Source organism: Nocardiopsis salina YIM 90010 (genome assembly GCF_000341025.1).
In the GTDB taxonomy this organism is placed as follows: Bacteria; Actinomycetota; Actinomycetes; order Streptosporangiales; family Streptosporangiaceae; genus Nocardiopsis; species Nocardiopsis salina.
Genome location: NZ_ANBF01000070.1, coordinates 1 through 13,208, shown reverse-complemented (window position 1 = coordinate 13,208; position 13,208 = coordinate 1). Strand labels below are relative to the sequence as shown.

Below are 13,208 nucleotides of genomic sequence, written 5' to 3'. Positions count from 1 at the left end.
GGACGCTGCGCGCCGGTCAGCCGATGAGCTGGGCCGGCTCCACCGACTCCGCCAGCGCCTCCATGCCCGCGTCACCGGGATGGATGTGGTCGCCCGAGTCGTACTCGGGGAACAGCCGCCCGGGGTCGTCCGGGTCGCGCAGCACCTCGTCGAAGTCCCACACGTCCTCGAAGACGGAGTCCGGGTCACCGGCCTGCTCGCGCAGCCACGAGTTCACGTACTGGCGGCCCTGTTCCACTTCCTCGGTGCACCGCAGCTCACCACCGCACGGCCCCAGCGTCGCGACGAACACCCGCATCCCGTACTCGCGTGCCTGCGCCGCGACCGCACTCAGGCCCTCCACGACCTCGGCCGGGCCCGTGCCCCACCTCAGGTCGTTGATGCCCGCCCACACCACGAGCGTGTCCGCCCCCGCCTGGGAGAACGCGTCCCTGGGCGCCCGATGGGCCAGGGCCACGCCCGTGGAGTTGGTCGAGACGCCTTCGCCCGGGTATCCGTCCCGCACCACGTGATTGCCGGCCACCCCGGCGTTGATCACGCCTGGGGCGGGCAGGCCCGGCTGGGCCTCCAGGCGTCGGCTCAGCTCGTCGGGCCAGCGCGCGTGGGCGTCACGGGTGGTGCGTGCGCCGTCGGTGATGGAGTCGCCCAGGGTGACGATCGCACCGGGGCCCTCCAACACTTCCACCCCGGTCAGGAACGGCCACTGGTACAGGTGCTCGGTGAAGGGCTCACCCGAGGTCTCCTGCGTCCGGTCCCCGTCTCCGGCGACCGTCGCGTAGCTGGTGTCGGCCGCGGCGAAGTGCACCGGTGCCGCCTTGACCTCATCGGGCAGGTACAGGCTCACGGCGATGTCGCTGTGCGGGGGAAGAGTGATCTCCACCGGATCGCTGTACACCTGGCCGCCGGCGGGGATGTTCACCTCGCTCTCACCACCGAACTCCAGCGGGACCGTGGCACCCTCCACCGAGGGACCGCCGTCCTCGCGCAGGGCGATGGAGGCAGCGCCGATGCGCACCGACTCGTGGGCGAAGGTGTTCTCCAGACGGATCCGGACGTTGGTGCCGCCGGTCGTGGTGCGCGCGGACAGGCGCACCGTCTGGTCCTCCCACGGACCGACCTCGACGTAGCTGGAGGCCGAGCGCCCCCACGTGCCCGTCCACGGGTGGTCGGCCGGACGCCCGCCCATCCCGAAGACGTGCATACGCGCGGCCTGGTCGTGCACCCGCGGCAGGACCACGTGGTCGACCTCGCGGTGGGGGTCGACCGGAACGGAGCGTGCGTACAGCCGCACCGCTCCGACCTGGCTGGGTTCCGCCTGCCCCTCGACATTGGCGTAGGGGAGGTTGAGCGCGGCGTCCCCGGCCGGCCCCTCGGTCCAATCGGGCACGGACAGGTCGAAGGTGTCCTCGCCGCCGTCGGCGTAGACGATCCGGCCCTGCCCCTGCGCCCCGGTGGGGTCGCCGTCGTTGCGGGTGGCGGTGGCCAGCAGGGTCAGGCTGCTGTAGGCGCCCGGAACGACCGAGACCCGCTGCCCGTCGGAGAGCAGGTGATCGGGTTGACCGGGACCGTATTCGGGCAGTCGCATCTCCGTACCGTGGACGGTGACCGGAACCCCCGGCCGCCATCCGGCCGCGGCCAGCGCCTCCGCGGACAGGCCGTGGCCCCCGCCGTCGATGTCCCCGGTGGGGCTGCCGTCTCGGGAGATGCCGAACTGGTCGAGGTGGTCCTCGAGGGGGTGGGACCGGGGTATGGCCGCTTCCGCCTCCTCCTCCGGCAGCACAGCGCTGTCACGCGTCAGGGTCACGAGCAGACCGAGCACGAGCACGAGGGCGAGCGCCCCTGCCAGAACCTTGAGGGGGCGGTCCTCCCACACCTGTCGCCACGGGCCGGGCAGTACCGGCCACCGCGTCTCGCCGCTCACCAATCACTTCCCCCGGATGTCGGGTGGTCCGCCCACAGGTCGGACGCGCTCGGGAGAGCGGTGGTTGCCGAGACGTGGAGCACCCCGCCCGGCGGCCATTCTAGAGCGACCGAAACCCCGGGCAGGGGCACTTGCGGTGATTCGCCCCACCCCGGTGCGCCGTGTGCTCCGATGCTGATCGGGCATGGGGAGGTTCCCGTCCCCTCGAGGGTAGGAGTCGCCATCCTCGACCCGGCCTCCGTGTTCATGCTCCTGGTTCTGGCGGTCCTGGTGCTGGGGTATCTCGTCACCCTCGCCATGGGGGTGAGGTGGAACCGGCGCCACGGTCATCACCCCTGGGGCACGAACCCCTTCGACGAGGACGCCGTGTGGTGGATGAACCCCGACCGCACACGCGCGGCCGAACGGACCATCGCACGCGGCGAGAGAGTGGACGACACCGAGGCGGCCCGGGACGTGTGCGCCCGCGCGCGTGCACGGATGATCCAGCTGCGCAACCCGTGGACCCCGCCGCTGCTCCCGGCGGCGGTGGTGCTGAACGCTCTGATGGCCGTGTCCCACACGGGGAACATCGTGTTCGGGTTCCCACCCGTGCCCCTGGCCACGTATGCGGCCGTGATCCTGGGGATCGTGGCCGTGACGGTCCTGCTGAGCGTCCGGTGGCGTTCCCGGCGGCTGCACCTGGCCCGGAACGCGTACCTGGCGCACCGCGGCCCCGCCGGCGAGACGAGGGAGCCCCCGCTCCCCGAGGAGCCTACGCCATAGCCGCCCGAGGCCGACAAATCCCCCGATCCAGGCCCCGTGGGCGATCGCCCGGTCGCATCAGCCGTCGACGACCTCGCACGGCCGCGAAGCAGGCCAGGACGATGAGCTCGAGCAGGCGGGCGAAGCTGCCCACCGCCCCTCTTCTGCACGACGGCCGCTGCACCGCACCGTTCGCCCCGGAACGGATCCGTCCGGTCGGGCGGGTGCTCCCCTGCCCGCGCTCGTGAGGGAATGGACGGAAGACACCCCTGGCGCACTTCTGAAGAATGATGTCCGGTTCCTCGGCACAGGCGAACGGGGTCCGCGGAGGACCGGACCCGGGTTCGGCGGATTCTGGACGTAGAACTTCCACGTGCATTCGACGTGGACATCCGGACAAAGCGGTAGCCCAACGTACACGGCCGGACACCCGAAAAAAGCGCGCCGTCGACCTGTCTTTGCAGGTCGGCGGCGCTTTTATTGTGTTCGAAGGGGGGTAGGCCGGGCGGGGCTCGAACCCGCGACCCAGGGATTATGAGTCCCATGCTCTGACCGACTGAGCTACCGGCCCGCCGTGGAAGGCGAAGTCATCCTAACAGGGTGCGTCCGCCGTTTCCTCGCCGTAAATCCGTTGTAGGGCCGGGCCCCGCCGGGCGGGCACCGCCGCCCCCGGAGGGACCTCGGTCACCGGCCGCGCACGGCGGCGGTCTAGGGTGGTGAGGTGCGGCGCACGCCTGGTCGGACCCCAGCGGCACGGCACCGACGCCGCGTCGAACCCGTTGGTAACATCGCGGGTCGCACAACGTCGTCAGGAGATTCACTTCATGTCCAACGCACCCGTCAACGTCACCGTCACCGGCGCTGCCGGCCAGATCGGCTACGCCCTGCTCTTCCGGATCGCCTCCGGCCAGCTCCTCGGCACCGACACCCCGGTCAAGCTGCGCCTGCTGGAGATCCCGCAGGGCGTCAAGGCCGCCGAGGGCACCGCGATGGAGCTGGACGACTGCGCCTTCCCGCTGCTGCAGGGCATCGACATCTTCGACGACCCCAACCAGGCCTTCGAGGGCGCCAACGTCGGCCTGCTCGTGGGCGCCCGTCCCCGCGGCCCGGGCATGGAGCGCGGTGACCTCCTCGAGGCCAACGGCGGCATCTTCAAGCCCCAGGGCGAGGCCATCAACGCCGGCGCCGCGGACGACATCCGCATCCTGGCCGTGGGCAACCCCGCCAACACCAACGCCCTCATCGCGCAGAACCACGCCCCCGACGTCCCGGCCGAGCGCTTCACCGCCATGACGCGCCTGGACCACAACCGTGCGCTGACCCAGCTCGCCAAGAAGCTGAACGTGTCGATCAACGACATCAAGAAGCTCACGATCTGGGGAAACCACTCCGCCACGCAGTACCCCGACATCTTCAACGCCGAGGTCGCCGGAAAGAACGCCGCCCAGGCGGTCAACGACCAGACCTGGATCGAGGACGACTTCATCCCGACCGTCGCCAAGCGCGGCGCCGCGATCATCGAGGCCCGGGGCGCCTCCTCGGCCGCCTCCGCCGCCAACGCCGCCATCGACCACGTCCACGACTGGGTCAACGGCACCCCCGAGGGCGACTGGACCTCCGCGGCCTTCCCGTCCGACGGCTCCTACGGCGTGCCCGAGGGCCTCATCTCCTCCTTCCCGGCCGTGTCCAAGAACGGCAAGTGGGAGATCGTGCAGGGCCTGGAGATCGACGAGTTCTCCCGCGGCCGCATCGACGCCTCCGTCAAGGAGCTCTCCGAGGAGCGCGACACCGTCCGCAAGCTCGGCCTGGTCAAGTAACCGGTCGCACGCGGACCGCACTCNGCCCGCCGTTGCGTCCGGCTCCGTCACCGAGCGGGTGGCGGAGCAGGCAGTATGGGGAGTGTGAGTCTCATTGATGCGCTTCCGGCCGAACCAGAACCCGATTCCCTCTTCGAGGCGTTCGCCTCGTGGGCCGAAGAGCGGGGCCTCACCCTCTACCCCCACCAGGAGGAGGCCCTCATCGAGGTCGTCTCCGGGTCCAACGTCATCCTGAACACCCCGACCGGTTCGGGCAAGAGCATGGTCGCCACCGGCGCCCTTTTCGCCGCGCTGGCCCGGGACGAGTGCGCGTTCTACACCGCACCCATCAAGGCGCTGGTCTCGGAGAAGTTCTTCGACCTCTGCAAGATCTTCGGCACCGAGAACGTCGGCATGATGACCGGCGACGCCAGTGTCAACTCCGATGCGCCCATCGTTTGCTGCACAGCGGAGGTCCTGGCACAGATCGCCCTGGCCGAGGGCAAGGACGCCGACATCAACACCGTCGTCATGGACGAGTTCCACTTCTACGCAGAGCCGGAGCGCGGCTGGGCGTGGCAGGTACCGCTGCTGGAGATGCCCCAGGCGCAGTTCCTGCTGATGTCGGCCACGCTCGGCGACGTGAGCCGGTTCGAGGAGGACCTCACTGCGCGTACCGGACGTACGACCTCCGTGGTCGCCTCGGCCGAGCGCCCCGTCCCGCTGTACTACGACTACCGGTCGACCCCGCTGCACGAGACGCTCGAGGAGCTGTTGGGCAACGGTGGGGCCCCGATCTACATCGTGCACTTCACCCAGGCACAGGCGGTCGAGCGCGCCCAGTCGCTGACCAGTATCAACATGTGCACCAAGGAGGAGAAGGCCCGGATCGCCGAGGAGATCGGCGCGTTCCGTTTCACGACGAAGTTCGGGCGCAACCTGTCGCGGTACGTGCGCCACGGCATCGGGGTGCACCATGCGGGCATGCTGCCCAAGTACCGGCGCCTGGTGGAACGCCTGGCGCAGGCCGGGCTCCTCAAGGTCATCTGCGGCACCGACACCCTGGGTGTGGGCGTGAACGTGCCCATCCGCACGGTGCTGTTCACGGCTCTGAGCAAGTACGACGGCGTGCGGGTACGGCGGCTGCGGGCGCGTGAGTTCCACCAGATCGCGGGCCGTGCGGGCCGGGCGGGTTTCGACACGGTCGGGAACGTGGTCGTGCAGGCGCCCGAGCACGTCATCGAGAACGAGAAGGCTCTGGCCAAGGCGGGCGACGACGCCAAGAAGCGCCGCAAGGTCGTGCGCAAGAAGGCCCCCGACGGTTTCGTTGCCTGGGACGAGGCGACCTTCCGCAAACTGGTGGAGGCCGAGCCCGAACCCTTGAACTCCCGGTTCAAGGTCAGCAACGCGATGCTGCTCAGTGTCATCGCGCGCCCCGGGAACTGCTTCACCGCGATGAAGCACCTGCTCACCCAGAACCACGACGACCGCAGGACGCAGAGGCGCCACATCAGCGAGGCGATCGCGATCTACCGCTCGCTCCTGGACGGCGGCATCGTCGAGACACTGGACGAGCCGGACGAGCTGGGCCGCACCGCGCGCCTGACCGTCGACCTGCAGGCCGACTTCGCCCTCAATCAGCCGCTGTCGACCTTCGCCCTGGCCGCGCTGGAGCTGCTGGACTCCGAGTCGCCGACCTACCCGCTGGACGTGCTCAGCGTCGTGGAGTCCACGCTCGACGACCCACGCCAGATCCTGGGTGCTCAGCTCAACAAGGCCCGCGGCGAGGCGGTCGCGCAGATGAAGGCCGACGGGATCGAGTACGAGGAGCGCATGGAGCGGTTGGAGGAGGTCGAGTACCCCAAGCCGCTCGTGGAGCTGCTGGACCATGCCTACGAGGTCTACCGCCGCGGGCACCCGTGGGTGGGCGATCACCCGCTGCGCCCCAAGTCGGTGGTGCGCGACATGCTCGAACGGGCGATGACCTTCACCGAGTTCGTGGGCCACTACGAGCTGGCGCGTTCGGAGGGCCTGGTCCTGCGGTACCTGGCCGGAGCGTACAAGGCGTTGAACCAGACGGTGCCCGACGACGCCAAGACCGAGGAGCTGCGCGACNCGCCGGGAGCCTGCTCGACGAGTGGGAGCAGCTCACCAACCCCGAGCCGGAGGCGGCCGGCGACGCGGAGCGCACCGAGCAGGCCGAGGAGCGGGTGCGCCCGGTCACTGCGAACACCCGTGCCTTCCGCATCATGGTGCGCAACGAGATGTTCCGGCGGGTCGAACTGGCCGCACGTGAGGCCCACCGCGAGCTGGCCAAGCTCGATCCGGAGGGTGAGTGGGACTCCGAGGCCTGGGAGGACGCGCTGGAGGCCTACTTCGAGGACCACGACACCATCGGTATCGGCCCGGACGCACGCAGCCCGCAGATGCTCGGGATCGAGGAGGGCGAGGCGGCGTGGAAGGTGCGCCAGACCCTGGCCGACCCGGCGGGCGACCACGACTGGGGTATCGACGCGGAGGTGGACCTGGCCGCCTCCGACGCCGAGGGCCGTGCGGTCNCTGACGCTGCGGCGGGGTGCGGCCGGGCAATGGACCAGGCCGCACCCTGCTTGCCCCCGGTGCACCAGGGCCGCTCCGGCCCCGAGTGACGGCCCCCGACCCGGAGGGATCGGGTGCCCGGACTGCACGTCCAGCGGACCCGGGAGCCCGGATGCTCAGGCCGCGCCCAGCAGGTGCGCGTTGACAGCGCGCACGCCTTCGGCCAGGTCGGGGCGTTCGACGACCGTACGGCCGGCCGCCCGCAGGCGTTCGGCCCCGTCGCAGTCGACGAACACGGCCGGCTCCCTCCAGGCGAAGACCACCCGCGGGATCGGGGTGTCCAGGATCAGGGTGCTGCACGAGCGCGGGCGCGAGGACCGGGAGCTGCACGGTTCCAACGAGGAGTAGAGCGTGGCGCCCGCCAGACGGACGTCCTCGGTGTCGATCCCCCGCAGCGCCACCTCCTCGGCGTGGTCGCGGGGGTCCTCCTGCCGCGAGTGGCCCTCGCCGAGCACGGTCCCGTTCTCGGAGACGACGACGGCGCCCACGGAGAACGCGGTCTCCGAGGGCGGGCAGTGCCCGGAGAGCTCGACGGTGCGCCGCAGCCAGTGCGCGTCGGCACCGTCTTCCCCCGGAGCGGGCCCGCGGGCGCTCACGAGCGTCCCTTCAGGCAGTAGCGCAGCACGGCCACGCCGCCGAGCGAACGCGCCTCGACCAGGCTCATCGGCGTCTCCGGGCTGTAAGGGTAGGCACCGGGCATGACGAATCGGGGCGCGCCCTCGTCGCCGATGAAGAACGGGGCCACCGCCAGGCGCAGTTCGTCGGCCATGCCGGAGGTCAGGAACATGGTGTGCACATGGCCGCCGCCCTCCACGACGAGCCGCTCCACACCTCGGGCGGCCAGGTCGGCAAGGACCGCCTCGGCCGTGGGCGGGTCCCCGGCGTCGACCGCCTCGGCCGGCGGGTCCTGGGAGGGGCGCGCGTCCAGGCGCTCCTTCGCCAGGGCGAGGCCGTCACCGCCGGTGTAGACGAGCGCCCCCGCATCTCCGGTGGAGAACAGGCGCGCCGTGGGGTCGATGTCTCCGGTGCGAGTGATGACCGCCTTGATCAGGTTCTCGGTGCGTCCCTGCCCCCGGCGGCGCTCGCGCAGCATCGGCGACCGCACGAGCAGGCGCGGATCGTCGGCGCGCAGGGTCCCGGCACCGACGAGGATCGCGTCGCAGCCGGCGCGCAGCTCGTCGACCTCGGCGAAGTCCGCCTCGTTGGACAGGCGCAGCCGTTCGGGTCCGGTGTCGTCGATACGACCGTCGACCGAGGTCGCGCAGCTCAGGATGGTGTAGGGACGCTCCATGCATCCAGGCTAGCTGCGCCCCCGGCACCGGGGCGCACACGTGTGCGCGTGTGGCGCGGGCCCGTTTCCGAAGGGCGCATTCCGGGTGCGGAACCTGCTTTTTCCGGAACCCCGGAGCCATTACCAGCGGATCCTCGGGATCGACACCAGATTACTTTTGCGTCGAGCATTTTCCTGTTACTGGTATCGGGATCCGCGCCCCGTGGGCGAAGGCCCCGAACACTCCACCCGCGGCGTGGCCGTGAACACCCCCCGGCACCCCGGGAGCCCCGTCCTGCCGGGCTCTCCGGGCCTGGGACAGCAATCGCCACATACAGGACATACGGCATATAAGACTTAGTGCGCCCAAGGCATGCCCAATGCACACGGTTCACCGCTTCGGGGACAGAACTCGTGGGATTTTTACCTGTGATCTCTCCCCTTCTGTTAACAACCTCGAGCGCGAGGAATAGAATCCAGTGGTCGACCATGCTTCCCCACCTCATGACAAGAGGACGGCGATGTCACGTTTCACCTCCCCCGATTTCCTCAAGGCCACAGGGGGGAACCGCGCACGGGCCGAGCCACCGCCCCTGGTGGACCTCAGCCGTCCCACACTGGCCCGGCTCACGTCCTTCCAGCTCGGGGGCAAGGATCACTTCGACGTCGACCGCGACCTGGCCCTGCGAGCCGACCGCGCCGCACACGGGTTCAAGGACCTCGTCGAAGGCGAACGCGCCTTCCTTCAGCGCGCCGTGCGCCATCTGGCCCGCGAACACGGCATCGACCAGTTCCTGCAGCTCGGCGCCGGACTGCCCACCCCCGGCGACCCCCACCAGATCGCCCGCGAACACGTGCCCGGCGCACGGGTCCTCTACGCCAGTGACGATCCCGCGGTGGTCGCCCACAACAGGGCCATGCTCACCGACGGCCGGACCACGACCGTCGTGCACGGCTCCCCCGCCCGCCCCGATGGGCTGCTGGGCGACCCGGAACTGCGCCGCTTCCTCGACCTCGAGCGCCCCGTCGGGCTGCTGCTGGTCGGGGCCCTGGCCCACGTACACGACAGTGAGGAGCCCGCCCGCTGCACTGCGGCGCTGCGCGAGGCCCTCGCCCCCGGCAGCCACCTCGTGCTGAGCCACTTCTGCCGCCCCGATCCGGGTTCCCACCCCAGGGACGCCCTGCGCGCACAGCAGCTCGAACGCACCTTCCTGGACCAGCTCGGCACCGGCCGCTGGCGTACGCGCAGCGAGATCGAGGGCTTCTTCGACGGGTGGCGCCTGTCCGAGCCCGGGCTCATCGACGTNCCCCCCCCGCCGGTGCACGGCAGTTACCAGATGCCCGCACGCAACCGCCGGCTGCTGGTCGGCGGCGTGGCCTCGCTCTGACCGCACGCCCCACACCGTCCTGGCACGCGCCGCACCCAGGAGCGGGTGGGGCGGTCGCGTGCCCCGGATCCCGACACGAAAAAGGGCCCTCCCCTGAGGAAGGACCCTTGAATGCTCCCACGACTGGACTCGAACCAGTGACCTATCGGTTAACAGCCGATTGCTCTGCCAACTGAGCTACGTGGGATGGAGTTCTCACCCCGGCCGGACCACGCGGCCCGCCCGGACTGTTCCCAGCCTAGCGCCTCTGCGGGGGTGCTCGCGACACCGTTTCCGATGCCGACCCCCACGGGCACTCGGCCGGAGGTTCCAGGTACGTACCGTCGACCTCCACGGGAGCTCCCGCGACTGGACTCGAACCAGTGACCTATCGGTTAACAGCCGATTGCTCTGCCGACTGAGCTACGCGGGACGGCTCGTTCACCCCGGCCCTGCTGCTGCGGCCGCGGCGACACCTCCTAGCCTAGCGCGGTTCCGGAGTGCTCGTGACGGTGTCGGCAGTGTGGTCCCCGACACGACCGGGTAACGTCTGTCCACGGATCACGCCCATCGCCGACGAGGCCTGTAAAGAGGGACCCATGCGTTACCGGATCACATTCGCCGCCGGACTCGCCATCGGATACGTCCTGGGCGCGAAGGCGGGCAGGGCACGCTACGAACAGCTCGCCCGTACCGCGCGCAAGGTCGCCGACAGCCCGGTCGTCCAGGAGGTCGCCGGGGTGGTCGGGGCACAGGTCGGCAACGCGGGCCGCACCGTCTACGACAAGGCGGTCGAGCGCATGCCGGTCACGTCCGTGCGCGACTTCCTGGCCCGCCCCACCGACGAGGAGCTCGAGCTCGTCCGGTGGGAGACCCACATGGCCAACGGCTCCGCCAACGGCAACGGCGTCCAGGGCGGCAAGGGTGTCCCGGGTGAGGGCGCCGAGGACCGGGAGGACTGAGTGCCCCTGTTCGGCCGGGGAACCCCCGAGTCCGTACACTCCCGGCTCGTTCGGGGCGAGCGCGTGCTCGCGCACGCGCCCGTGTCCGAGCGTGCCGGGGGCGACCGGACCCTCACCGCCACCACACACGCGCTGTACCTGCCCGACGGCCACCGGGTCGTGTGGTCCGACATCGACCGCGCCGATTGGAGCCCCGACGCGATGACGTTCGTGGAGGAGGGTGTGGGCAGCAGGAGCGTCCCCCTGTGTTCACCCGACTCCCCCGGCGGCGCCGTCGACTACCGGCGCCTGGCCGAGACCGTGTCGGAGCGGGTCACCTCGACGATCCTGGTCAACCGATTCGTGCCGTACCCGCGGGAGGAGTCGTCCTCGGGTTTCCGTCTGGTGGCCAGGCGTAGCCCCGGCGGCAGTGACGTGCACTGGCGGGTGCACCTGGGTGAGGGCCTGGAGGCCGACGACCCCCGCCTCTCCGATGCCGTCTCCCGCGCCCTGGCCGCCCTGCGCGAGCAGATGGGGGTCTGAGCCGCGTCGGGCCCACACCCCCGTACCGCGGCCGTCTCAGCGCCCGTCGAGGCCCCGTGCGAGCACTTGCGCCAGGTGCAGTGATCCGCGTCCGGTCCCCTGCTCGATCTGGGTGCGGCAGCTGTAGCCGTCGGCCAGCACCAGGGTCTCGGCATCGGCCGCGCGTACCCGCGGCAGGAGATCGCGCTCACCGATGGCGTTGGAGACCTCGTAGTGGCCCTCGGTGAACCCGAAGTCGCCGGCCAGACCGCAACACCCCGAGTCCAGGACCTCCCCGTCCACTCCGGCGCGGGCGATGAGGTCTCGGTCGTCGTCGAAGCCCATCACGGCGTGCTGGTGACAGTGGACCTGGGCCAACGCCGAGGCGGGCACGCGCGGCGGCTGCCAGTCGGGGGCGTGGCGGTTGAGGAACGAGGCCAGGGTGTGCACGGACTCGGCGACCTGTTCGCTCTCCGGACCGGGCAGGAGTTCCAGGAGGTCGTGCTTGAGCGCGGCCGTGCAGCTGGGCTCGAGCCCGACCACCGGCACGCCCTCGGCCACGAACTGGCCCAGGGCGTCCACCGAGCGGCGCATCACGGTGCGCGCCACATCCAGCTGCCCGGTGGAGACCCACGTCAGGCCGCAGCACACCTGGCCCTCGGGCAGCACGACGCTGAACCCGGCGTCCTCGAGGACCCGTACCGCTGCTGCGGGCACCTGCGGGTGCATGTAGTTGCCGAAGGTGTCGGGCCACAACACCACACGCGGCCCCTCCGTACGCGCCTCGCCCCGGGCCGCCCGGCGCCGGAACGCCCGGGTGAAGGAGGTGCGGGCGAAGGCGGGCAGGTCGCGCTCGCCGGCCACCCCCGCAGCCTTCTTCGCGAGGGCGGAGAGCCCCGGCAGGCGGGCGGCGCAGTTGATCTCGGCGGGCGCGGCCGAGGCCAGGCGTGCCCAGACCGGGAGCCACCCCATGGAGTAGTGCGCAGGCGGGCGCACACGGCCCCGGTAGTGCTGGTGCAGGAACTCGGCCTTGTAGGTGGCCATGTCCACGTTGACCGGGCAGTCGCTCAGGCAGCCCTTGCACGACAGGCACAGGTCGAGGCTCTCGCGCACCTCCTCCGAGCGCCAGCCGTCGGTGACCAGTTCGCCGTTGGCCATCTCGAACAGCAGGTGCGCGCGGCCGCGGGTGGAGTGCTTCTCGTCCTGGGTGACCTGGTAGCTGGGGCACATCACGCCCGGGCCGTCCTGGCGGCGGCACTTGCCGATGCCCGAGCACCGGCGCAGGGCCGCCTCGAAGTCGCCGCCGTCCTCGGGGTAGGCCATGGTGACGTCGTCGAGCAGCGGCAGACGGCGGCGGTGGTCGGTGGAGACCCGGATGTCGGAGTCCAACGGGAGCGGGTCGACGATGATGCCGGGGTTCATGAGCCCGTCGGGGTCGAAGGCGCTCTTGAACTCACCGAAGGCGCGCACGAGGGAGGCCGGGTACATGCGTTCCAGGAGTTCGGAGCGGGCCTGGCCGTCGCCGTGCTCGCCGGAGAGCGATCCGCCGTGTTCGACGACGGTCTCAGCGGCCTCCTCCATGAAGGCGCGGTACTCGCGGCGGCCCTGCTCGGTGGTGAGCTCGAAGTCGATACGCACGTGCAGGCAGCCGTCGCCGAAGTGGCCGTAGACCACACCGAAACGGTTGTGGCGTTCCATCAGGGCCTCGAAGTCGCGCAGGTACCCGCCCAGGTTCTCCGGCGGGACCGCGGCGTCCTCCCACCCCGACCAGGCGTCGCGGCCGTCGGGGGTGCGCTGGGTGATGCCGGCGCCCTCCTCCCTGATGCGCCACAGGGCCTTCTGATGGCCGGTGTCGGTGACCACGGCCGAGTCCTGGGGGCGGGAGTGCTCGGGCAGGGCGGCGAGCATGCGTTCGGCCGCGGCAGTGGCGTCGTCGGGGTCGTCGCCGGCGATCTCCACGAGCATCCACGCCCCGCCGTCGGGCAGGGGGACCCGCGCGGAGGAGCCATGGCGGTCGAGGGCGGCCACCATGCGGTCGTTGATGCCCTC

The 13,208-nt window shown here is 70.8% G+C and carries 9 protein-coding genes, 3 tRNA genes and 1 pseudogene; 6 read left to right on the top strand and 7 right to left on the bottom strand.

The window, feature by feature from the left end; genetic code table 11:
• Positions 1-16 precede the first annotated feature (16 nt).
• Complete coding sequence (locus tag D474_RS0106910) at positions 17-1,921, bottom strand: GDSL-type esterase/lipase family protein (protein ID WP_017612849.1); 1,905 nt, start codon at positions 1,919-1,921, stop codon at positions 17-19.
• Positions 1,922-2,167: 246 nt separating this feature from the next.
• Here D474_RS0106910 and D474_RS0106905 point away from each other — a divergent pair, with 246 nt between their 5' ends.
• Positions 2,168-2,686, top strand: a complete 519-nt coding sequence (locus D474_RS0106905; protein WP_152476674.1) for a hypothetical protein — start codon at positions 2,168-2,170, stop codon at positions 2,684-2,686.
• A gap of 476 nt (positions 2,687-3,162) precedes the next feature.
• Here D474_RS0106905 and D474_RS0106900 read toward each other — a convergent pair.
• A tRNA-Ile gene (locus D474_RS0106900) sits at positions 3,163-3,236 on the bottom strand.
• A 253-nt stretch (positions 3,237-3,489) separates the two neighbouring features.
• On the opposite strand from D474_RS0106900, the gene D474_RS0106895 reads away from it, so the two are divergent.
• Both D474_RS0106895 and D474_RS27890 read left to right on the top strand, forming a co-directional pair.
• A complete protein-coding gene (locus D474_RS0106895; RefSeq protein ID WP_017612847.1) occupies positions 3,490-4,482 on the top strand; it encodes a malate dehydrogenase in 993 nt (330 codons plus the stop codon).
• A gap of 75 nt (positions 4,483-4,557) precedes the next feature.
• A pseudogene (locus tag D474_RS27890) lies at positions 4,558-7,109 on the top strand (DEAD/DEAH box helicase).
• A gap of 66 nt (positions 7,110-7,175) precedes the next feature.
• Here the strand turns inward: D474_RS27890 and D474_RS0106865 are convergent.
• Both D474_RS0106865 and D474_RS0106860 read right to left on the bottom strand, forming a co-directional pair.
• Entirely contained in the window at positions 7,176-7,655 is a 480-nt protein-coding gene (locus tag D474_RS0106865; RefSeq protein WP_040703128.1) for a deaminase, read from the bottom strand.
• Positions 7,652-8,350 carry a RibD family protein gene (locus D474_RS0106860; RefSeq protein ID WP_017612846.1) on the bottom strand — a complete coding sequence of 233 codons (699 nt, stop codon included), beginning with the start codon at positions 8,348-8,350 and terminating at the stop codon, positions 7,652-7,654. Before D474_RS0106860 ends, D474_RS0106865 begins: the two co-directional genes overlap by 4 nt.
• 500 nt (positions 8,351-8,850) lie before the next feature.
• Between D474_RS0106860 and D474_RS0106855 the strand changes: the two genes are divergently transcribed.
• The gene (locus tag D474_RS0106855; RefSeq protein ID WP_017612845.1) at positions 8,851-9,717 is read left to right on the top strand and encodes an SAM-dependent methyltransferase; all 867 of its coding nucleotides are present in this window, start codon (positions 8,851-8,853) and stop codon (positions 9,715-9,717) included.
• 114 nt (positions 9,718-9,831) lie between these two features.
• Here the strand turns inward: D474_RS0106855 and D474_RS0106850 are convergent.
• Together D474_RS0106850 and D474_RS0106845 are read right to left on the bottom strand one after the other, a co-directional pair.
• Positions 9,832-9,904 (bottom strand) — tRNA-Asn (locus tag D474_RS0106850).
• A gap of 152 nt (positions 9,905-10,056) precedes the next feature.
• Positions 10,057-10,129: transfer RNA gene (locus tag D474_RS0106845), tRNA-Asn, on the bottom strand.
• A gap of 166 nt (positions 10,130-10,295) precedes the next feature.
• Here D474_RS0106845 and D474_RS0106840 point away from each other — a divergent pair.
• Positions 10,296-10,658 (top strand): hypothetical protein, encoded by a 363-nt coding sequence (locus tag D474_RS0106840; RefSeq protein ID WP_017612844.1) that lies wholly within the window; start codon positions 10,296-10,298, stop codon positions 10,656-10,658.
• Positions 10,659-11,180 (top strand): hypothetical protein, encoded by a 522-nt coding sequence (locus D474_RS0106835; protein WP_017612843.1) that lies wholly within the window; start codon positions 10,659-10,661, stop codon positions 11,178-11,180.
• A gap of 36 nt (positions 11,181-11,216) precedes the next feature.
• Here D474_RS0106835 and D474_RS27885 read toward each other — a convergent pair.
• Positions 11,217-13,208, bottom strand: a 1,992-nt coding sequence (locus tag D474_RS27885) for an FAD-binding and (Fe-S)-binding domain-containing protein (protein WP_017612842.1), incomplete at its 5' end; no start/stop codon positions are given.